This window comes from Streptomyces sp. NPDC000075 (assembly GCF_040301925.1).
In the GTDB taxonomy this organism is placed as follows: domain Bacteria; phylum Actinomycetota; class Actinomycetes; order Streptomycetales; family Streptomycetaceae; genus Streptomyces; species Streptomyces polychromogenes.
Window position 1 is genome coordinate 10,861 of record NZ_JBEPFL010000009.1, and the last position, 19,800, is coordinate 30,660.

21 protein-coding genes are annotated in these 19,800 nt (G+C 71.6%); 17 read left to right on the forward strand and 4 right to left on the reverse strand.

Annotated features, from left to right (window positions below):
* The first annotated feature begins 5 nt into the window (after nucleotides 1-5).
* The 17 genes from ABT403_RS13070 (at nucleotide 6) to ABT403_RS13150 (ending at nucleotide 16,691) form a co-directional block, all read left to right on the forward strand.
* Nucleotides 6-329 (forward strand): hypothetical protein, encoded by a 324-nt coding sequence (locus ABT403_RS13070; protein ID WP_344151469.1) that lies wholly within the window; start codon nucleotides 6-8, stop codon nucleotides 327-329.
* On the forward strand, nucleotides 326-3,025 hold the full coding sequence (locus ABT403_RS13075) for a hypothetical protein (protein WP_344151472.1): 2,700 nt from the start codon (nucleotides 326-328) through the stop codon (nucleotides 3,023-3,025). Before ABT403_RS13070 ends, ABT403_RS13075 begins: the two co-directional genes overlap by 4 nt.
* Nucleotides 3,022-4,140: a C40 family peptidase gene (locus ABT403_RS13080; RefSeq protein WP_344151474.1), complete on the forward strand. Its 1,119-nt coding sequence runs from the start codon at nucleotides 3,022-3,024 to the stop codon at nucleotides 4,138-4,140. Before ABT403_RS13075 ends, ABT403_RS13080 begins: the two co-directional genes overlap by 4 nt.
* On the forward strand, nucleotides 4,137-4,781 hold the full coding sequence (locus ABT403_RS13085; protein WP_344151476.1) for a hypothetical protein: 645 nt from the start codon (nucleotides 4,137-4,139) through the stop codon (nucleotides 4,779-4,781). Before ABT403_RS13080 ends, ABT403_RS13085 begins: the two co-directional genes overlap by 4 nt.
* Nucleotides 4,766-7,345: an ATP/GTP-binding protein gene (locus tag ABT403_RS13090; protein WP_344151478.1), complete on the forward strand. Its 2,580-nt coding sequence runs from the start codon at nucleotides 4,766-4,768 to the stop codon at nucleotides 7,343-7,345. The genes ABT403_RS13085 and ABT403_RS13090 overlap by 16 nt, the downstream gene beginning before the upstream one ends.
* Nucleotides 7,342-8,241 (forward strand): replication-relaxation family protein, encoded by a 900-nt coding sequence (locus ABT403_RS13095; protein ID WP_344151480.1) that lies wholly within the window; start codon nucleotides 7,342-7,344, stop codon nucleotides 8,239-8,241. The genes ABT403_RS13090 and ABT403_RS13095 overlap by 4 nt, the downstream gene beginning before the upstream one ends.
* Nucleotides 8,238-8,504, forward strand: coding sequence for a hypothetical protein (locus ABT403_RS13100; RefSeq protein WP_344151483.1), 267 nt, complete (start codon nucleotides 8,238-8,240; stop codon nucleotides 8,502-8,504). Before ABT403_RS13095 ends, ABT403_RS13100 begins: the two co-directional genes overlap by 4 nt.
* Before the next feature lie 470 nt (nucleotides 8,505-8,974).
* On the forward strand, nucleotides 8,975-9,577 hold the full coding sequence (locus ABT403_RS13105; protein WP_344151486.1) for a hypothetical protein: 603 nt from the start codon (nucleotides 8,975-8,977) through the stop codon (nucleotides 9,575-9,577).
* A gap of 230 nt (nucleotides 9,578-9,807) precedes the next feature.
* On the forward strand, nucleotides 9,808-10,437 hold the full coding sequence (locus ABT403_RS13110; RefSeq protein ID WP_344151489.1) for an ATP/GTP-binding protein: 630 nt from the start codon (nucleotides 9,808-9,810) through the stop codon (nucleotides 10,435-10,437).
* Nucleotides 10,438-10,490: 53 nt separating this feature from the next.
* Nucleotides 10,491-11,225 (forward strand): SAF domain-containing protein, encoded by a 735-nt coding sequence (locus tag ABT403_RS13115; RefSeq protein WP_344151492.1) that lies wholly within the window; start codon nucleotides 10,491-10,493, stop codon nucleotides 11,223-11,225.
* Complete coding sequence (locus tag ABT403_RS13120; protein ID WP_344151495.1) at nucleotides 11,225-12,046, forward strand: CpaE/TadZ family protein; 822 nt, start codon at nucleotides 11,225-11,227, stop codon at nucleotides 12,044-12,046. Before ABT403_RS13115 ends, ABT403_RS13120 begins: the two co-directional genes overlap by 1 nt.
* Nucleotides 12,036-13,610 carry a TadA family conjugal transfer-associated ATPase gene (locus ABT403_RS13125; RefSeq protein ID WP_425580108.1) on the forward strand — a complete coding sequence of 525 codons (1,575 nt, stop codon included), beginning with the start codon at nucleotides 12,036-12,038 and terminating at the stop codon, nucleotides 13,608-13,610. Before ABT403_RS13120 ends, ABT403_RS13125 begins: the two co-directional genes overlap by 11 nt.
* The gene (locus ABT403_RS13130; RefSeq protein WP_344151498.1) at nucleotides 13,607-14,545 is read left to right on the forward strand and encodes a type II secretion system F family protein; all 939 of its coding nucleotides are present in this window, start codon (nucleotides 13,607-13,609) and stop codon (nucleotides 14,543-14,545) included. The genes ABT403_RS13125 and ABT403_RS13130 overlap by 4 nt, the downstream gene beginning before the upstream one ends.
* The gene (locus tag ABT403_RS13135) at nucleotides 14,542-15,429 is read left to right on the forward strand and encodes a type II secretion system F family protein (RefSeq protein ID WP_344151501.1); all 888 of its coding nucleotides are present in this window, start codon (nucleotides 14,542-14,544) and stop codon (nucleotides 15,427-15,429) included. Before ABT403_RS13130 ends, ABT403_RS13135 begins: the two co-directional genes overlap by 4 nt.
* Nucleotides 15,430-15,451: 22 nt before the next feature.
* Nucleotides 15,452-15,652, forward strand: a complete 201-nt coding sequence (locus tag ABT403_RS13140; RefSeq protein WP_344151504.1) for a hypothetical protein — start codon at nucleotides 15,452-15,454, stop codon at nucleotides 15,650-15,652.
* Between the two features lie 128 nt (nucleotides 15,653-15,780).
* Nucleotides 15,781-16,167, forward strand: a complete 387-nt coding sequence (locus tag ABT403_RS13145) for a TadE/TadG family type IV pilus assembly protein (RefSeq protein WP_344152061.1) — start codon at nucleotides 15,781-15,783, stop codon at nucleotides 16,165-16,167.
* Nucleotides 16,164-16,691, forward strand: coding sequence for a TadE/TadG family type IV pilus assembly protein (locus tag ABT403_RS13150; protein WP_344151506.1), 528 nt, complete (start codon nucleotides 16,164-16,166; stop codon nucleotides 16,689-16,691). The genes ABT403_RS13145 and ABT403_RS13150 overlap by 4 nt, the downstream gene beginning before the upstream one ends.
* A gap of 20 nt (nucleotides 16,692-16,711) precedes the next feature.
* On the opposite strand, the gene ABT403_RS13155 is transcribed toward ABT403_RS13150, so the two are convergent.
* Genes ABT403_RS13155 through ABT403_RS13170 form a run of 4 tightly spaced genes read right to left on the reverse strand, consistent with a single transcriptional unit; the run spans nucleotide 16,712 to nucleotide 19,788 of the window.
* Entirely contained in the window at nucleotides 16,712-17,047 is a 336-nt protein-coding gene (locus tag ABT403_RS13155; RefSeq protein ID WP_344151509.1) for a hypothetical protein, read from the reverse strand.
* 36 nt (nucleotides 17,048-17,083) lie between these two features.
* The gene (locus ABT403_RS13160; protein WP_344151512.1) at nucleotides 17,084-17,617 is read right to left on the reverse strand and encodes a DUF4262 domain-containing protein; all 534 of its coding nucleotides are present in this window, start codon (nucleotides 17,615-17,617) and stop codon (nucleotides 17,084-17,086) included.
* 48 nt (nucleotides 17,618-17,665) lie between these two features.
* Entirely contained in the window at nucleotides 17,666-19,459 is a 1,794-nt protein-coding gene (locus ABT403_RS13165) for a site-specific integrase (protein ID WP_344151515.1), read from the reverse strand.
* On the reverse strand, nucleotides 19,456-19,788 hold the full coding sequence (locus ABT403_RS13170; protein WP_344151518.1) for a helix-turn-helix domain-containing protein: 333 nt from the start codon (nucleotides 19,786-19,788) through the stop codon (nucleotides 19,456-19,458). Before ABT403_RS13170 ends, ABT403_RS13165 begins: the two co-directional genes overlap by 4 nt.
* Nucleotides 19,789-19,800: the final 12 nt, after the last annotated feature.

Consider the following 19,800-nt stretch of genomic DNA (forward strand, 5'->3'; position numbering starts at 1 on the left):
CGGGTGTGCGGCTGCTGCTGGTGGGCGCCGTCACCGCCCTGCTGTTGGCCTGCACCGTTGCCGCGTGGGCCCTGCCCCACACTCCGACCGCTTCACCTGCGGCCGGGGTGGATGCCGCCCGGGCGGATGCCGGATGTGCACGGGGCGCCGGGGCGGTGCCCGGGCCGTGTGTGTCCGAGCCCGTCAGCGCTGTCGCCGCGTCGCAGCCGGCCGGGCCGGGTGTGGCCGGGCTGCCGGGGCTGGATGCGCGGTCCGCGCTGCTGCTGTTCTCCACTGTCGCTGTCGCGGCCGCGATCGCTCTGGTGAGTGCCGCCGGGCGGCGGCTGTGAGGGGCCGGCGCAGGCTGGACCGGGGGACGCTGCGCGCCGCCGGGTTCGTCGCGCTGCTCACCGTCATGTTTCTGGTGACGAACATGGCGGTGGCCGCGGCCGCGACCGCGGATGGGTCCGGCGCGGGCGGGGGCCTGCTGGGGCCGTTGGACATCATGACGGGCGAGGGGGTGCCGCTCAGCAGCTATCAGCTGGAGGCCATGCCCGTCTCCTCGCAGCCCCAAGGGGGGATCCCGGCGGTCGATCTGGCTGTGACGGGGCGCATGCCGGATCTTGATGTGGTCGGCGATATCCAGCGCCTGGTCCTGGGCGGGCTGTTCACCCTGGTGCGGCTGCTGGTCGGCCTGTGCGGGTGGCTGATCTCCTTCGTGTTCCGCTTCCCGCTGATCACCTTGCTGACCAGGCCGGCGCAGCAGATCGCCGACGCCTACGAGCGGCACGTGGTCGCCCCCCTCGGCCTCGAAGGCTTGTTGTTGGCGTGGGCGTTCGTGTTCGGGCTGATCTTGTTCGTCCGGGGGAAGGCCGGCACCGGGCTGGGGGAGATCGCGCTGACCCTGGTCATCGCGGCTCTGGCCGCCGGCGCGTTCGTGCGGCCTGACTACCTGCTGGGCAAGGACGGCCCGCTCGACCAGACGCATCAGGCCGCCGTCGAGGTGGCGTCCATCACCACCGCCTCCTACTTCGGCACACCCGCACGCGGTGGCCGGCCCTGTGACAGCGCGGTGGGACCCGCGCACGAGGCCTGCGTGCAGGAGAAGGCCGAGGCGAAATCGGTGGTCGACCCGGTCCAGCGCGCGCTGACCGACAGTCTGGTGGTCAAGCCGTACATGCTCCTGCAGTACGGCCGTGTCCTCGATCCCCACAAGGCGGGGGAAGCCGACGCCTACAAAGCCCATCTGAAGTGGGTCGAGAGCAGCCGGCCCAAGCAGAAGCAAGAGCAGGGCGAGGTGGACCTGTCGAGGTGTTCCGGGACCTTCGGCCCCATCAAGGAGGCGTGCGAGCGCCAGGTGAAGGAAGCCGGCGGCAGCCAGAAAGGGTCGGCCAAATCGGAGTGCAAGCTGCTGCACGGGTCGGCCAAGGAGTACTGCGAGAACCCCTGCGCGCGGATGGACGATGTCGAGAAGGACTTCTGCGAGAACGGGAACGGCCCTCGCGGGGCGGACACCAAGGATGCCGCGTTCTTGCAGCTCATCAAGGACCTGAAGGATGCGGGGTCCGTCGGGGAGCAGGCGGCCGAGTACGCGCAGACTCCGACCTGGGATCGGGTGTGGTCGGTAGCTGCCCTGCTGGTCGCGGTGCTCGTGGTCACGCTCATGATCGTGTCGATGTCGGTGGTCATGCTCGGCGCGCAGGGCGCCGACGCGGCGGCCGCCGCCGGCGGTCCGATCGCCTGGGTGTGGTCGATGCTCCCGGGCCCCTCCCGCATGCTGCTGTGGCGGTGGCTCGGGGTGTTCATCGCCTCGGCTCTGGTGTCCTTCGTGGCCGCTTTGTGCCTGCCGATGTTCGGGATCGCCGTCGACGCGATCCTCTCGGACAGCGACGCCGACCTGATGGTGGAGCGCCTCCTGCTGCTGGACGCGATCGCTGTCGCGTTCCTGGTCATGCACCGGCGGGTGCTGGCCGCGGCGTCCGGCCTCGGGCAGCGCGTGGCCACCCGCATGCGCTACCGGAAGGTCGGCGGCAGCCACCTGCGCGGTGACAGTTCCGAGATCGGCGCCGCTCTCTCCGAACACGGGTCCGCCAGCGGCGGAATCCGCCACCGGGGCGGGCAGTCGTCGGCGCACGGCACGTTCGGCGCGCGGCTGGCGTCCCTGGGCAGTCTCACGGCGATGAGCGACGGGGTGGGCATGCCGATGTCCCCCGGCCGGTTCATCGGCGATGCCCTCGCCGAGGGAAAGCGCGGCCTGGCGCCGTTCGCCGTCGCACTGCGGATGGGGCACGCGGCGCTGATCGGGCCCAAGCCGGGCCAGCACCCCGCGTCCCACGCTCTGGCCGGCGCCGCCCGGGGCAGCGGCGGCGGGGCGGGCGAGGTGGTCGCGGATCAGTGGACTGGGGAGGTCTTGCACGATCCGGCGACCGACCGGCCGTTGCTCGGATCCCGGATCCATGCCCGCGCCTCTCGGCTGCGCGGCTACCGGGTCGCCTCGCGTACCGCGCGCCTGGCCTACGGGGCGACCTTCGGGCTTCCCCGCAACCTGGGCCGCGCCCGCGGGGCCGCCAGCGAGTTCACCGATGACGCCCGGACGCAACTGCGTGTGGCGGCGCACCAGGTCCGTGAGGACGCCGATCGCTGGGCGGAGGGCGGCCGCATCGTGCGGAACGGCGTCGACCACGCCGGGCAGCGCCTGGCGACCGCCTGGCAGGTCCACGACCCGATGGGGTCGGTACGGGACACCGCGATGGCCGCCGCCATCGCCACCGCCCCCCTGTCCGCCTCCTCCAGCGGCCGCGAGAGCACCCCGCGCACGAGCATCTCGGCGCCACGCGCCGAAGCCGGCCGCGAGCCCGCGCCGCGGCGGCGGCCCGCCGCGCCCGCCGCCACTGCCCAACAGGCCGGCACCCGGGACGCGGGCAGCAGCCAGCCGGGGGCGGCTGACGGGGAGGCACGGGCGCAGGCGGCGAACGCGGCGCGGCTGCGCGCGATCTTCGACGCCCGCGCGGCGGAGCGGCGGCGGCGTGAAGGCGGTGAGCGGTGAAGAGGTGGCAGAAGCTGGGATGTCTGGGGGTGCTGCTGATGGTGGCGGCGTGCTGCACCGCTCCGGTGCTGGTGGTGGCCGCCGCCCGGGCCCGCGGGGGCGCGCCTGCCGGCTCGTCGGTGAGCGCGGCCGCGGCCGGGATCCCGGAGAGGATGTTCGCCGCCTACCTCACCGGCGCCGCCCAGGTCACGTCCTATGTGCCGGGGTGTCGGGGGATGCGGTGGCAGGTCCTCGCGGGGATCGCCCGGGTCGAATCCGACCATGCCGCCGGGCACCTCGTCGGGGCGAGCGGGGACATCTCTCCGATCATCACCGGCCCCCGTCTGGACGGCTCCGACGCGGGCGGGAACACCACCGCGATCCGGGACACCGACGGCGGACGCTGGGACAACGACAGCGCCTTCGACCGGGCGGTGGGCCCCTTCCAGTTCCTGCCCGAGACGTTCCGCGCCTACGGCAAGGACGTCAACAAGGACGGGCAGATCAGTCCGCACAACGCGGACGACGCCGCCGCATCGGCCGCCGTCTACCTCTGCGGCGACGGGCGCAACCTCGGTGACCGGGAGCAGCTGCGTGCCGCGATCCACACCTACAACCTGTCCTGGGCGTATGTGGACGACGTCATGTCGGGCATCGACCGCTACGACGCCCTCGGCACCACGCCGGCGCTGCCGTCGGGGAACGTCGGGGCGGTCGTCCAGGCCGCGCTGGCCCAGCAGGGCATCCCCTACTCCTGGGGCGGGGGCGGGCCCGAAGGTCCGAGTACGGGGATCTGCTGCTCGCCCGGCGGGCAGGACGGCGGCACCGTGGTCGGGTTCGACTGCTCGGGCCTGACCCAGTACGCCTACGCCAAGGCCGGGATCATGCTGCCGCGCACCGCGGCCGAACAGGCCGGCGCGGGCCGGCGGATCCCCGCGTCCGCCGGATTCGGGGCGCTGCGCCCGGGCGACCTCATCTTCTACGGCTACAGCCCCACCTCGGATTCGACCATCCACCACGTCGGGATCTATCTCGGCGACGGAAAGATGATCAACGCGCCCCGTCCTGGGAAGCAGGTGCGGATCGACCCCGTCACCGCGATGCCCGACTACGCGGGAGGGGCGAGGCTCCTGTGACCGCACACGCGTGGTCGGGCGGCCGCCTGATCGCCGCCGCGGCCGTCCTGGCCGCCGCCGGGCTGGCGCTGCTGTATGCGGGAGCACACGGCATCCGGCCCGGCACGGATGCAGCGGTGCCCAGGGTGACGGGCCCCGCCCGACCTTCGGGCCCGGCCGCGCCGTCGGCCGCCGCGTCCGTCGCTCCCCCGTCACCGCGGGCCTCCGCCGGCTCGGCGTCTTCCGCCGCTCCGGTGGTACCGGGCCCCACCGGGCCGTCGGCCGGGCCCGGTGCCCGTGATGGCGGCGCGGTGGCGCGGGAGCTCCCGCCGCCGGGGTCCGGGCCGACGGCGGACCCGATCATCCAGCAGGCCCTGGACCAGGCCAGCCCACCCGATCTCCCGCCGGACGACGAGCGCCAACTGCTCGAGCTGGGCCGCCAGGCCTGGACGGCGGAGACCGCCGGCTACACGCAGGTGCGGGTCCAGGCCGCCACCGCCCGCCGCGACACCCCAGCCCCCGCGGGCGGTGAGCGGACACAGGCCGAGGCCGTGGTGCGGCTGGTGTGGGCCGGCGCGAACCCGGCCGGGACCTTCCTCGACGGTCGCACCGCGACCCTCCACTACACCCAGAACGGACAAGGATCATGGAACCGCACCTGACCGCCATGGCGGTCCTGCCCCTGGGCGCCGCGCTGTGGGACGGGCTGGCGGCGCTCGCTCGCTGGACCTTGGCGAACTCCTGGTGGCTGGCCTTGCTCACGGCTGCCGCCCTGATCGGATGGGAGCACCTGCAACGGCGCCTGAGCGCCGAGGCCCTGTCGCGGCGCACCTACCTCCAGCTGGAGCCGACGCCGGCCTTCGAGCCGGATGCCGAGCAGATCTGGCGGCAGGGCATGCAACTGGTGCGGGCGGCTGGCTCGGGTCCGTGGTGGACGCCGCGCCGGGCGCGCTCGGTGAGGCTGCGACTGCGCGCCGACGGGGAGCGACCCCTGGTCTACCGGATCGAGGCCCCGGCGACCGCGCATGCCTTGCTGAAGCAGACCCCCTACGGGGCCCGGGTCGAGGTGAAGCGGACGGCCCCGGTGGCCGACAAGCGGCGCGCCCACGTCGTACGCGCGGTGTTGACCCTGCACGGGGAGCCCGGCTCGCGCCTGCGCGAGGTCCCGCTGGACCCCGATCCCCTCCAGCCTCTGATCGACGCGGTCGCCGACCTGAACGCGGAGCTCGGCGACGTCGCCGAGGTGTGCGTGGATCTCTCCCCCGCGCCGCGCTGGCACCTTGCCGTACGCCGGATGCAGGCTATGCAGCGCGCCCGCGACCAGGCCCGCCGGGAAGCCCAGCGTGAGGCCCGCTGGCTGACCCGCGAGCCGGCCGACAGTCTGCCGGTCGCCATGGGAAAGCTGCTGGACCCGTCCGAGTGGCGCGGCAGCCCTCGGGGGCAGATGGTGATGTCCCCTCAGCCCCGTCGCGTCGAGCGGGAGGCGGTGCTGGGGAAGCTCGCGCACAGCCCGGGTCTGGTGCGGGTGCAGATCCTGGTGCGCTGTGCCTCGGATGCGGCCGGGCGTGCGGAGGCACGGTTGGCACGCATCGGGGCGGCCATGGACGTCTACGCGGGCCCCTCCCGCCTCGCCACGCTCGGCTGGTCCGCCGGTCCTCTGCGTTTCGGCCCCGACCGCCGGCCGTGGCGGCGCCGGTTCGATGAGCAGTGGGCGACGGCCGTGATGCGCCCGGCCCGCGGCGGGTGGGCGCACATCGACGAACTGGCCGGGCTCTTGAAGCCGCCGACCACCACGGCCCGTCTGCCGCTACTGAAGACCGAGATGCCCACCTACGCCCTCGGGGAGAATCTGCTGCCCCAGGGCTGGTACCGGGGGACGGACGGCCGGGAACGGCTGCTGGCCACCCACGAGGACGACACCCTCTTCGAGATTCAGTCGGGCAAGGCCGGCTGGGGCAAGACGATGCGCGCCCAGGTCCATGCCGTCGCCAGCGCCCACAACGGACGCGGGCTGGCGTTCGTGGACCCGCACGGCGACTCCTTCACGGACGTCGCGCGCTACCTCGCCCACGAGGACATCATCGACCGGGTCGCGCTGTTCGATCTGACCGTCCGTAAGGACGGGGACATGCTCAGCTGCTGGAACCTGCTGGACATGACGGCAGGGCAGCCGCCGCACGAAGTGACCACGGCCACCGTCGAGGCCTTCGCCGGCGTTCTGGGGTGGGGGGACGTCACCGCGCCGCGCGCACTCACCATCCTGACCAAGGCCGTCGAGGCCCTGGTGGCCGTCAACTCCCAGGCCGTTCTCGCGCAGGTGCCCGAACAGCAGGCGACGATCTTCCAGGTCCGGGCGCTGCTGACCGACCCCACCTTCCGCCACCTCGCCCTCGCCGGCCTGGACACGGAGGGGCGCAAGTGGTGGACGGCCACGTTCCCCGACATCCCCCGGGACGCGCTGCTGACCGTGCTGAACCCGCTGGAGCGCCTCGCGGCCTCCCCCGTCACCCGCGCGTTCCTCGGATGCCCCGTCAGCGGGTACGACATCCGCTCCGCCATGGATGAGGGCCAGGTGCTGTGGGTCTGCCCGCCGGGCACCGGCCCCACGGACCGCCTCCTCATCTCCTTGATCGTCCACGACTTCCTGCGCGCTGGCCTGTCCCGCGGCGATCTGCCCGAGGCCAAGCGGCGGGCGTTCCGCTTCTACCTGGACGAACTGATCTCCCTGGACGGGTCTTCCACCGTGCTGGCGGAGATCACCGAGCAGTTGAGGAAGTTCGGCTGTCGCCTGTACGGGATGACCCAGCTGATGCACCGCCTCAACCCGGCCACCCGCTCCGCCCTTCTGCAGAACGCCTCGTGCCTGTCCACCACGGCCGGATCGATGGAGGCCATCGCGCAGATCACCGACCAGTGGCCGGGCACCGTCAGCCCCCGCGACGTCGCCGATCTGGAGCGGTTCAGGCACTACGCCTCCTTCACCGTCGCCGGGAAGCGGGTCGGCCCCCTGCCGATCCGGGGCCCCGAGCTGGCCGAGGTATTCGGCGACCTCGCGCGGCCCGGGCAGGTCGGCGCCCTGCGCAAGGCCGCGCACGCCCACACCGCCGCCCTGCCCCTGGCCGAGCGAACCGCGATGGCACTGGCCCAGGAGGAAGCCGTTCGTTCCTTCCTCACCACCCGCACCGCACCCACCGACACCGACAACACGGGAGAGCAGTACGCATGACCACGGCCGTCTTCCAGCCCCCCACCGCGGACACCCACGCCCACCAGGTCCTGGCCCTGATCGCCCAGCACCGGCTGCTGACCAGCACCCAGCTCCACCAGATGCTCATCCCCAACACCCCGCCCCGCAAGATCCACAACGTGCTGGTTCCGCTGCGTGAGCAGGGACTGATCACCCACGCCGTGCTCCCCGGCCGCCTCCAGGCCCACTTCCTCACCCCCGCCGGCCACCAGACCGTCGGGGACTGGCCCGAACTCCGCGGCCGCACCGCCACCCCGATCCCGTCCGCCCAGGCCGCCTCCCTGCGCGCCGCCCACATCCTCACCGGTGTCCGCGCCCACCTCGCCTTCCTCACCGACGCCCGCGAGCGTGGTGACGAGTACCAGCCGCTGGACTGGGTGCCCGAGGTCACCCACCGCCTCCCCGACACCGCCGGCGAAGACCGGCTGATCGCCGACGCCGTCTTCCACTACACCGCCACCAGCCCCCGACGCCTGCAGTACCGGGCCTTCGTGGAGATCGACCGCACCACCATGAGCAGCGAGCGCCTGGCCCGCAAGCTCATCACCTACGCCCGCTTCCACGACTACACCCCCCAGCCCCTGGGTCGGCGCGGCACCGTCGCCGACCAGGGCGCCGTGCTCGCCTGGCAGCGCTCCTACCCCCGCTTCCCCAGGGTCCTGTTCATCCTCACCGGAGCGTCCCGCACCACCCTGGCCAACCGGATCGCGGACCTGCGGCGCATGACCGCCGACCACGACCTCGTCACCCGCCTCAGCGCCCACGTCCCCCTCGGCGCCGCCATCCTCGAAGACATCGAGGCCCACGGCCCCCAGGCGAAGGTGTGGACGCCCCTGGCCGGGAGCAGCGAGCCGCGCGGCTGGACCCAGCTGTGACCGGGCCCTGGCCCGCCGGCCTGTCCGCCGCCGACCTCGCCGACTACCTCCAGGCCCAGACCGAACACGAGGAAGAGATGCGCGAAATCGCAGACCGCGAGTTCCAGATCGAGACCGGCCAGATCAACAGCTACGAGGAGTACCGCTTCAGCTGGCAAAGCGAAGGGGACACGCCGCCGCAACCACCCTCCGCCGTCCCTGGCGAGGAAGCGGACCGCAGAGCCTGGGCCAGCTTCGACGGCGAGGACTGCCCCCCGTTCTGACCGGCGCACAAAACAGCGGAGGCCGCGAAGGCCGAGCCTCCGAGACCCCCCGAGCCGTTCGATATCGGGGTGCTGGTGAGTTGCCGGCCTGATCGTGACCCAGGCCAGCCTCCATCGGTGAGAAAACCGGTGAGCAGTATCAAGAATCATTACCGGCAGCAAAGAACAAGCCATCGGGCCGCATTCAGGACACGACCTGCCGGATTCACGCCAAAATACCGGGCGTCAGCCACAACGACAGACGGAAACTGCACGTCAACGCCGCCAAGGCACAAGGCGGCCAAGGCTCCACACGCAAAAATCACGTCCAGCCACCTGCACCCCAAGAACCCCTTAGGAGCTGCAGCGTTGACGTCATATGGTGCCGGAGAGAACGACACCGAAGTGTTACACGATGCGTTGCACCAGCGATTTACGCGAGTTGGGCCGTGACCCGACCGACAAGGCAACCCGGGGAGAGCCCAGTGGCAATGACACGACAGCACCGCACCGGAAACCGTCGACTGCTCGCGGCGGCAGCCGCCGCCGCGACCGTCGCGGCCCTCACGGCCGGATGCACCAGCGGAAGCAAGAACGACAAGAACGCCGCCCCCGTGCCGAGCCTCTCCCCCAGCGGCACCACGGCCGGCGCCTCGCCCAGCGCAGCCGCCGACCCCGAGGCGGCCGACAAGACCGAGGTGCAGGCGGCCTACACCCGCTACTGGGATGTCCTGACCGCGGCCTACGCCAAGCCCGATCCCGACGACCCCAACCTGGCCAAGGTCGCCACTGGTAGCGCCCTCGTACAGATCCAGCAGGACCTGGCGAACCTGCGTAAGAGGGGACACGTCTTCTCCGGCCAGCCGCAACGCTCGAACTCCGGGATCACCTTCAAGGCAGACACGAAGCTCAAGACCGCCGTCATCACCGACTGCCTGGACGTCTCCCATTGGAAGCCGGTGGAGAAGAGCGGCGGCACGGAGCTCCCGCTGCCCAGCACGCGGCTCTTGCGGTACGTCAACACCGTGACGGCCGAGAAGTGGCCCACCGGCTGGATGGTTCTGGAGGACAAGCAGGAGGGGAAGGCGTGCTGAGACGACGCGCGGGGGCCGTGGGTGCGCTCATCCTCTTCGCATCCAGCCCTTCGACAGCCAGCGCGGACGACCCTGTCAGCGTGGGCAACTGCTACCTACACGTCTGCGTTGAGGTCAACGTTCCGGGCCGACCCCCGGCCCACTCGAACACGGGCCAGCAGACCGGCGGCTCCTCAACGGGTTCCGGGAGCAGCACCGACGGCTTGGGCCGGGACTGCTCGTTTCGGCCGATGGATCCTCCTCCGCCGGCGGGCAGCGCTCTGTGGCAGGGCCACTCGCCCGGCGACGGGGCGGTCTACCTGGACCCGTGCGGGCTCGGAAACGGCATCACGGACGGCGACAATCTCGCGGGAGCGGGGCGGGCCTTCTGGGCGCAGAACCCGCCCGGTGCGGTGGTTGTGGACCCCGCTGTCCTCGCGCAGCGCGCGGTCGACTCGATGCTCCTTCGCCCGCCGGCCATCGGCATCGTCCCCAAGCCCGGGGGCGTCGGTGTCGTCGGTATGCCCGTCTACATGTGGACGGCGACCGGCCCCGAGACCTACGGGCCCAACGTGGCGTCCGCGTCCGCCGGGGCCGTAACGGTCACCGCCACGGCGAGGGTCGCCAAGATCGTATGGGCGATGGGTGACGGCACGACGGTCACCTGCACCACCCCGGGCACCCCCTACCGGGCCGAGTTCGGCAAGAACCCGTCGCCCGACTGCGGTCACAGCTACCGGACGCCTGGCAAGTACCACGTGACGGCGACGTCTACCTGGGCGATCGACTGGACCGGCGGGGGCCAGAGCGGTCAGCTGACCGAGGTCCGCTCCAGTGGCGTGGACATCGCCGTGGGCGAAGTCCAGGTCGTCGGCCAGTAGCAGTCCCCTCCGCCGTTGCATCTCTTCCTTCCTCTCTCCTGGAGGCACATCACGTGAGCACTACCACCACGGCCACGCAGGGCCGTGCCGCCGTGCCCGGGCCGGGCGGGCCCGCGGACAGCCCGGCAGCGGCGCCCCGAGTCGTTCGCCAGCGACGTCGCCGTCCCGGGCTGATCGCCCTGTCCGTCGCGCTGATCGCGGCCGGAGGCCTGTCGGGGGCGCTGCTGTTCACTGAGTCGGGGCAGCGGTCGAGTGTGCTGGTGGTGGCCCGGGACGTGGCTGTGGGCGCGACGCTCACGGAGGCGGACCTGGCGCCAGCTTCGCTGGCGCTGGATCCGCTGGTCAAGGCTGTGCCCACGACGAAGAAGGCGGGCCTGGTCGGGCAGCGTGCTGCGGTGGCCCTCAAGGCCGGATCATTGCTGTCGCCGGGACAGATCACCGCCGTGTCGTTGGTGAAGAACGGTGAGCAGTTGGTGGGTGTGGCGCTCAAGCCGTCGCAGCTGCCGGCGTCGCGGCTGGCTCCGGGGCAGAAGGTTCTGATCGTCTCGACGCCGGACCCGGCGCAGGCGGGGGCTGCCGTGAGCCCGGGCGCGGGCAAGTCTTCGGAGCCGGCGCCTGCGCCGAAGACGCTCGCGGCGACGGTGGTCGCGGTCGGGGTGGCAGCGCCGGCGACGGGTGTCGTGGTGGTGGATGTGGCGGTGCCCGCCGCTGACGGGCCGACGCTGGCGTCGCGGGTGGCGACCGGGGCGGTGGCGTTGATCGTCGCCGCGCAGGAGGGGGGTTCCTGATGGCGGTGGTAGCGCTGGCGGGCGGGCTGGGAGCGCCGGGGGTGACCACGGCGGCCCTGGCTCTGCTGATGACGTGGCCGATGCCCGCAGGGCATCGGGTGGTGCTGGCCGAGGCCGATCCGGACGGCGGGGCCGTCCTGCCAGGTGCGCTCCAGGGGACTCTCGACAACTCGCGAGGGATGCGGAATCTGGCGATCGCGGCCCGGCAGGGGCAGGGGCAGTTGGTGGAGGCGTTCTGGCGGCAGCTGGTGGACGTCACCGATGCGGGGACGCGTGACCGGCTGGTGCTGCCCGGTCTCTACGACCCGGCGCACGCCTCGGCGATGGAGCCGGTGTGGCGGCCGCTCGCCGCCGTGTTCGCGGGGATCGAGCAGCACGGGCACGACGTGATCGTGGACCTGGGCCGGCGCGGCGCTGTCGGTGCGCCGGGGGTGCTGGCGCAGAAGGCGGACGCGGTGCTGCTGGTCGCGCGCAATACGCTGCGCGGGCTGCAGAGCGCCCAGGTGCGCCTGGAGGCGCTGCGGGAGTCGCTGGGCGGGGCCACGGAGCTGGGGATACTGCTGGTGGACCAGGGGCCCTTCTCCAAGGAGGAGGTGCGCAAGCACCTGGGGGTCACGGTCACCGCGGTGCTGCCGTGGCGGCCCAAAGAGGCGGCGGTGCTGTCGGACGGGGCGGAGCAGCCGCGCCGCTTCGAGTCCGGTGAGCTGATGCGCTCCGCCCGGTCGGCGGCGGTGCGGGTGCAGGAGCTGGTGGCGATCCGCCGCTCGCGCCTGGCCCCGCCCAGCGCGGATGCGGCCCAGGCGGTGAGCGGTGCGCGCTAACCCCCTGCACAACGACCCCCGCGTCGCCGGGTCTCTGGAGAGCCGACTGGGCGCCGCCCGCGGCGTGGGCGTGATGCCCTCGCCGGAGGCCCTGGATTCCCGCCCGGTCAATCCGTGGGTTCCGGCCCCCACGGGCCCCGTCGCCGGCACGCAGTACCTGCCCGAGCCGGCCGTCGTGCCGGTTGGTGATGTGGTGGTGGATTACGGGGCGGTGCGGCTGATCAAGAAGCAGGTCGGGGAGCGGCTGACCGAGCTGCTGCGGGCCCGGCCCGGGCTGGGTCAGGCCGCGCAGGAGCAGCAGGGCCGGCACCTGATCAACGAGCAGGTCGCGGTCTGGTCGGACGCCGAGGCCGTCAAACGCGGGGCGGCCACCAGCCCGCGCGAGGACGCGCTGATCGCGCAGGCGGTGTTCGACCTGCAGTTCCGGGCCGGGCGGCTGCAGCAGCACCTGGACAACACGCTGGTGGAGAACATCTTCATCAACGGGTACGCGGACGTGTGGCTGGACTTCACCGACGGGCGGCGGGTTCGGGTGGCGCCGGTCGCGGACTCCGACGAGGAACTGCGCGAGCTCCTGCGGGACCTGGCACGGCGCACGACCGGGCAGGCCGAGCGGAGCCTGTCGACCGCGGACCCGTTCCTTGCGCTGCGCCTGGCCGACGGGTCGCGCCTCCAGGCGGTCATCGACGTGACGCCGGGGACGTATGTGACGATCCGCCGGCACAGCATGCGCCACGCCGACCTGCCCGAACTCGTGAGCCGGGGGATGCTCGACTCCACGCTGGAGGCGTTGTTGCGGGCGTGTGTGCGCGCGGAGAAGAACGTCATGATCGTCGGCGGGCAGGCCGCCGGGAAGACGACGCTGCTGCGGGCGCTGCTCAAGGAGATCGACCCCGACGAGCGGTTCGCCACGCTGGAGACCGAGTACGAGCTGTTCGCCCACGAGAACGGGCACCACCGGCAGGTCGTGCCGATGGAGGCCCGCGAGTCCAACGGCGAGATGGTCGGCGGCGTCGCCGCCGGTGAGATCACGCTGATGGACCTGATGTACCGGGCGCTGCGTATGACCTTGACGCGGATCGTGGTCGGTGAGGTCCGCGGGCCGGAGATCGTGGCCATGCTCCAGGCGATGACGAACGGCGCGGGCGGCAACCTGTGCACCCTGCACGCCATACACCCGAGCGTGGTGTTCGACCGGATCGCGGAGCTGTACCTGCTGGCCCAGGCGAACATGTCGGAGTCGCTGGCCTACCGGCAGGCCGCGAACGGGCTGCACTTCATCGTGTTCGTCTCCTCCGTGGACGAGACGAAGATCGGCGGGCACCGGCACCGGTTCGTCTCCCACGTCCTGGAGGTCACCGGCATCGGCGAAGGCGGACGCCCGGAAACCAACCAGATCTTCGGGCCCCGCCCGGAGTGGGGCGAGCACCGGGCGGTGCCGTTGGTGCTGCCGCGGTGCATCAACGACCTGCGCCGGGCCGGCTTCGACGCCTCGCTGCTGAACGAGCAGGCCGGGGCCTGGGGCGCGGCGCTGCCGCTGCTGGTGAGGGAGGCGGCGCTGTGACCGTGCTGTGGTGGGTGCTCGCGGGGCTCGCCCTGGCGGGCGGCCTGGTCGGCCTGGTGGCCGGCGTCGTCGGTACCAGCGCCCCGAAGGGGCCGGGGCTGGGCGCGCGGCTGCGGGCCGGGCGGCACCTGGCGAGCCGGGATGAGCGGATGGCCCGCCGTACCCGCCTGGCCGGCGGGGCACTGGGCGGAGTCTTGTTGTGGCTGGTGACGGGGGTGTTCATCGCCGGGGTCATGCTGTTCCTGGCGGTGGTCGGGGTTCCGTGGCTGCTGTCGCCGACGAAGTCGGCCACCGCCCGCATCGGGAAGCTCGAAGCCCTGGGTGACTGGACGCAGCGGCTGGCCAACGTGCTGCGGCTGGGCCGGGGCCTGGACGAGGCGCTGCAGATCTCGCGCCGTGGGTGTCCTGAGGACATCGCCGGTGAGGTCGCCGATCTCGTCGACCGGCTCCAGGTCGGGTGGCGGCCCACCGACGCGCTGCGCTCCTTCGGCGATGCTCTCAACGATGTGACGGCCGACAAGGTGGTGGCGGCGTTGGTGCTGTCGGCGGCCGACCGCGGGCCCGGGCTCGCGCAGGCGCTGGACGACCTCGCCGAGTCCGTGCACGAGGAGGTGGGACGGCGCAGGGGAATCGAGGCCGACCGGGCCAAGCCGCGCACGACGATGCGGTGGATGACCATCATCACCCTCGGCGTCATCGGCGCCGGATTCCTCGTCCCCTCCTACACCGCCCCCTACGGGACGCTGGTGGGCCAGCTGGTCCTGGCCGTGCTCCTCGCGGGGTTCGTTGGGGTCCTGGTGATGATGCGGCAGATCGCCGACATCAAGCCCGTGCCCCGGTTCCTGATCGCCGACCCCCGCAGCGCCGTCACTCCCGCACCCTCCCCCGAAGGCGTTGAAGAAGCATCCGACTCGGCTGTGGAGGTGGGCGCATGATGCCGGTCGCGGCGATCCTGTCCGGGGCTGCCATCGGCGCCGGCGGCGCCCTGCTCATCCGCGAGATCCTGCGGCCCGCGCCGGCGCTCGGGCCGGCACTGCGCCGCCTCAACCAGCCCGCGCCGCCGCCCGCCGCCGCAGGCGAGGGGGTTGTGGACCGGGATGAGCGGTGGGGGCGGTGGCTGCTTGAGCGCCTGGCCGACGTGCCGGGTGTCCGGATCCCGTACAAGGACCTGGCCCTGACCGGCAGCACCCCCGCCCGCTTCCTCCTGACCAAGGTGGCGCTGGCCGGCGGCGGTCTGCTGCTGCCGCCCCTGTCCACCGTCCCGTTCCTCCTGCTCGGGCTGCCCCTGTATCTGCCCGCGATCGTCGCGGTCCTGGCGGGGGCCGCGCTGTGGTTCGCTCCGGATCTGGCGCTGCGCGACAAGGCGAAGCGGGCCCGGGCGGAGTTCGCCCACGCCATGGCCGCCTACCTCGACCTGGTCGCGCTGCGCAGGGCCGGGAACGTCTCCGCGGAACAGGCCATGGATCAGGCCGCGCAGGTCGGCACCGGGTGGGCGTTCCAGCGGATCCAGGCGGCACTGGCCCGCTCGCGGGTGGACAAGGTGCCGCACTGGGAGTCCCTGACGCGCCTGACCTCGGAGCTCGACCTGCCCGTCATGGACGACCTCGCCGCGATCATGCGGCAGTCCGCCGACGACGGCGCGTCCGTCTACGCCACCCTGCGCTCGCGCGCGAGGAACCTGCGCACCGAACTCCTGGCCGCTCAGGCGGCCGACGCGAACGCGAACAGCGAGAAGATGACCGCCCCGGGCGCCCTGCTGGCCGTGCTGGTCATGCTCCTGATCGCGTTCCCCGCCATCATCCGCATGCTCACCACCTGACAACCCTGAGGGAAACCCTGTTATGACCAAGCTCGCCGTCCGCCTGTCCGTCGCCCTGCGCTCCCACTGGCAGGAGATCAAGGAACACAGCTCCAAGGACCGGGGCGACATCTCCATCACCACGATCATCATCTGGGTCGCCGCCGTCGCCGGGGCCATCGCCATCGCGGGCACCATCGGCATCGTCGTCAGCAAGTACAACAGCAAGCTGTCCGGCATCTGACAGACCGGCAGGTGCGTACGACAGATCAGAGGAAGGGGGGCGAGGTGGCAGAAGGCTGGGCGCCGAGCCAGCCGGCACAAGGGCGCGTTCGGGGCCGCCCCGGAAGGGGTCCGGGCTGGCGGGGGCGGATCGTGGGCGGGTGCAGGGACCGGGGGGAGGCCTCAATCCAGATGGCGATCGTGTTCCCGTTCGTCATCCTCGTCACCGTCGCGGTGGTGCAGGCCGCGATGTGGTTCTACGCCCGCAACATCGCCCTGACCGCCGCCCGTGAGGGCGTCGCCGCCGCCCGCGTCTACCAGGCCCCCGAAGACGCGGGCGCCGCCCGGGCCCGCGAGACCCTGGGGCGGATCGCGGGCGACAGCCTCGCCGGGAGCACGGTCAGCACAGCGGGCAGCAACGGCGCGGAGGTCCGGGTGACCGTCACCGGTCTGGCGCCCTCCCTCATCCCGGGGGTGTCGGGCCTGAGCGTCTCGCAGTCCGCCGGGGCCCCGCGAGAACGGTGGACCACCCCATGACCCCTGGCATCCTCACCACGCGGGCGGGCCGATGGCTGGCGCTGGCCCGGCAGGACCGGGGCAGTGAGACCATCGCGGCGGCCATCGTGACCCCGCTGCTGATCATGCTGCTGTGTCTGGCGATCGCCGGCGGGCGGATCGTCACCTCCGGCGCGAAGATCGACGCGGCCGCCGAGGACGCGGCCCGCGCCGCCTCCATCTCCCGCACTACCGCAGGCGCCCAGGCCGAAGCATCCGCCGCGGCTGCCCGCTCCCTGCGCGACCAGGGCATCCACTGCACGTCGGTGAGCACCAGCGTGGACATCTCCGGCCTGACCGTGCCCCTCGGGCAGGCCGGCACCGTCACCGTCACCATCACCTGCAACGTCACCATGGCCGACCTGCTACTCCCCGGCGTCCCCGGCACCAAGACCCTGACCAGCCGTTTCACGTCCGTCGTGGACGCCTACCGCTCCAGAGCTCTTGGGTTCGCGAATTCTGAAGGGTCATGGACGGCGAACCGAAGTACGGGGGCCGTGCAGTGAGCGCGCGCGAGTACTTGGGTTCATGCTCCGCTCGTCGAGCGATTCCGAGCTCCTGCTTGGCAGGCTGTTCGTGCTGCGAGCCAGACGCTCTCGAACTCTTTGACGATGAGATCGTGCGGCTCGTATCCGTCCCACTCATGGACAGGCACCTCAGCAGTGGCGCCGAACACCTTCTCGTAGTCCGCCAGTGTTCCGGCCGCCTGGGCGGCTTGCCATTCGGCCAGGGAAGCTGCGGCGATCGGCTTCTCAAGGGGGCCTTGGAGTTCAACCTGGCGGGTGACCCAACCGTCGGCGTCGACCTCGAAGTGGAACCAGGTGTCTTCCTCGGTCCAGTAGCTGCGGAACCAGTGCGTCACGCCGTCATTGTCCGCGACGCCGCCGCCGTCGTAGGCTCAAAGGTCCTGAGTCCATACGCCGACGGGGTGTTCGTCGGGGTGCAGGTGCAGCCGGGGTTGGTGGCTCAGGAGGCCTTCCCCACCGGGCTGCCAGGGGAAGGCTCCGTCGCGGTTGGGCCAGACGACCTGGAGGACTGGGAACGGCGGCTTGCGGTAGTAGCTGATCGCGGTTCCGAAGAACGCCTTGTACCAGCGGTAGTCGACGGCTCTGAGTACGACAGGGACACTCGCGACGTCGTTTCGTTCCTGGCCGGCCTCCAGGGGCTGTCCTTCAACGGCTTGCTGGGCGAGGTCGTTGAGGACTGTCTGCATCAGGTGGATGTCCAGGCCGAACATCGCGATCTCGGGCATCCGGTGGCTGTGCCACAGGCCGATGGTGTAGGCCCAGCCGGGTCCGTGATCATCGGCGGGAATCATCGTGACTTGCCAGCCGCGCTGCTCAATGACATCGACGGTCGACTGGGTGCGGGGGTCCAGTTCGATGATGTCCTGGCAGACGACGCAGTGGCAGGGGGTGTGACCGGTGGGCATAGCCGTGAGGTTACGGGAGCGGTTCGGCCTCAAGTTCGGCGGGATCAGTCAGCCAGGGTCGATGGCGGTGAAGCCCGGGTGGTCGACGACGTCGGTGTAGCGGAGGCTGGCGTTGATGGACAGGCCGAACATGATGTGCAGGCGTTTGGCGTCTCCGTGGCTTGCCAGGGCTTCAGCGAGGATGCGGTCTTCGCGGATGGAGCGGCAGCTCACTCCGGGGCCGAGGAGGAGTTTGATCCAGCGGATGCCGACGTTGCGGGTCTCCATCGCGCTGCGGCGGTTGATGAACAGGTGCGGGTTGGCGGTGTTGGGCCAGGTGGCGGTGCGGTAGTCGAGGTAGGCGGCGATGCGCTCGCGGACCGGCGGGGCCAGGGGGATCTTGCGGTCGTCGATGTGCAGCCAGCCTGCGCTGATGTCGATGAGCTGGAGGTTGCGCACCTGGCCGGTCGCCAGTCCGTGGAAGGCGACGAGTGCGGTGACCGCAGCGCGAGCGGGGTCAGATTCGTCGAGGAGGGCTTGGATGGCGGCGGTTTCGACGGGCAGGGGCTCTCGGGACGGGTGGTGACCCAGGCGCATCCGGGAGGTGGGGTCGGCGAACACGGTGTGGTCTTGCTTGAGCAGGCGGAACAGCGAGCGCAGGCCCTGGCCCGTGCGTGCGGGATGGCTACTGGCAGCCAGCGCCGCCGTGACGTGTTCGCGGGTGATCTCGCGCAGGGAAGTGTGGCCGTCAGCCGCCCATGCGAGGAGTACGGGGCGGGCCCAGGAGAAATGCAGACGGATCGTGGTGTCCTTGCGGGGCTTGCGCCTCGGCGGCCGGGGACGACCATTGGCCATGACGTCGAACCAGATGCGCACCTCGTCAGCCATCTGCCCGGGCAGCCCGGTCAGCCGTTGTTCGAGCCATCGATTCAGGACGTTGTCGCGGTCGTCGATGAGCAGGCCGGCCTCGTTCAGGACAGCAGCGACGTGCTTGGTGGTCAGATCGATCTCGGTGAGGAACTCCAGACTGCTGCGCTGAATGGAGGCACCGGGATCGTCCTGCAGGCCCAGGACGATCCGCAGGCCGGCACGGCAGCGCATCCTGACCGGTTGGCTCCAGCCGAGGCTGGCAGCCCGCTGGTCAGCGAGGCTCCACAGCCTGCGAAGCAGGGTGGGGTCGGCGGGCCAGGGGTAGTCCCGCTGCCGCAGGCGGGAATGATCGCGCTGAGCGGGAAAGAAGGCGAGCTGTTCACTGCGGGCGGGAACCGGCGTGCTGCCGGCTGGCGCGTGACGCGGCCGCGGGATGTCCAGGAGAGCCTTGAGGTCGTTCCTCATGTTCGGCGGGATGTCCGAGGGGGTGGTGCGGGCGCGTTGTTCGGCCCGACGGGCCTTTCGCGAGGATCCCTTTTGCTGGGTGAGTCCGGCGAAGAAGAGCTGCTGGCCCTCTTGGTTGGCCGCGGCCGGGTCGAACCGTCCCAGTACGGAGATCAGGTTGCGAGCGTGGGCGAAGCACAGCCGGCAGATGCCCAGTTGGGTGTGCAGGTGGGCCGGGGTTGCGCAGGTCTGGCAGACGCCTTCGTCGGCATGGGCAGCACGCCAGCCATGGCAGGCCTGGCACACCCATTTGGTCTTTCTAGTGGTGCCCCAGGCCAGGCAGTCTGGGCAGGCCTCCATGGCGGGCTGTCCGTACAGGTGGCACCGGCGGCACTTGCCGGTGTTGTAGTAGTCGAAGGAGCCGCAGACCAGGCACGGGGGCGGGGTGACCGGGCCGCCGGGCCAACAGCCGAAGCAGTAGCCCGTGCTCGTGATGGCTTCGGGCCTTTCGCGGCAGACGGTGCACAGGTTGCACTTCGGCCGGGTCACAGCGGCGGTGCCGATCGCGGGCGGCCGGGACTGGGCAGGACATCGTGGGCCCTGGACGGGGCCGTGTCGTTCCCGGTCGCGCGCATGGGTGCCTGCTCAGGTTGCGAGGCTGGCAGACCGGTTGGCACGAGCAGGTCGCAGGGCGTGCAGCCCAGCACCGTGCACAGGACCTCGAGGTCGTCGAGCCTGATCGTGGTCGGAGTGCGCGACCACAGCATCGACATCTTCCCGGCGCTGATCTCCAGTCCGGCCTCCGCCAGGCGGCGCCGCATCTGGGTCGCCTGCCAGATTCCGGCCTCGGCCGCCTTCATTCGCAAGTTCCACTGCATCTCTGACTCCTT

Excerpts from the sequence above, each read along its gene's own strand:
- ABT403_RS13090 (WP_344151478.1), top strand. The coding sequence starts at position 4,766 with ATGGAACCGCACCTGACCGCCATGGCGGTCCTGCCCCTGGGCGCCGCG.
- ABT403_RS13095 (WP_344151480.1), top strand. The coding sequence starts at position 7,342 with ATGACCACGGCCGTCTTCCAGCCCCCCACCGCGGACACCCACGCCCAC.
- ABT403_RS13105 (WP_344151486.1), top strand. The coding sequence starts at position 8,975 with ATGACACGACAGCACCGCACCGGAAACCGTCGACTGCTCGCGGCGGCA.
- ABT403_RS13110 (WP_344151489.1), top strand. The coding sequence starts at position 9,808 with ATGGATCCTCCTCCGCCGGCGGGCAGCGCTCTGTGGCAGGGCCACTCG.
- ABT403_RS13120 (WP_344151495.1), top strand. The coding sequence starts at position 11,225 with ATGGCGGTGGTAGCGCTGGCGGGCGGGCTGGGAGCGCCGGGGGTGACC.
- ABT403_RS13135 (WP_344151501.1), top strand. The coding sequence starts at position 14,542 with ATGATGCCGGTCGCGGCGATCCTGTCCGGGGCTGCCATCGGCGCCGGC.
- ABT403_RS13140 (WP_344151504.1), top strand. The coding sequence starts at position 15,452 with ATGACCAAGCTCGCCGTCCGCCTGTCCGTCGCCCTGCGCTCCCACTGG.
- ABT403_RS13150 (WP_344151506.1), top strand. The coding sequence starts at position 16,164 with ATGACCCCTGGCATCCTCACCACGCGGGCGGGCCGATGGCTGGCGCTG.
- ABT403_RS13160 (WP_344151512.1), bottom strand. The coding sequence starts at position 17,617 with ATGCCCACCGGTCACACCCCCTGCCACTGCGTCGTCTGCCAGGACATC.
- ABT403_RS13170 (WP_344151518.1), bottom strand. The coding sequence starts at position 19,788 with ATGCAGTGGAACTTGCGAATGAAGGCGGCCGAGGCCGGAATCTGGCAG.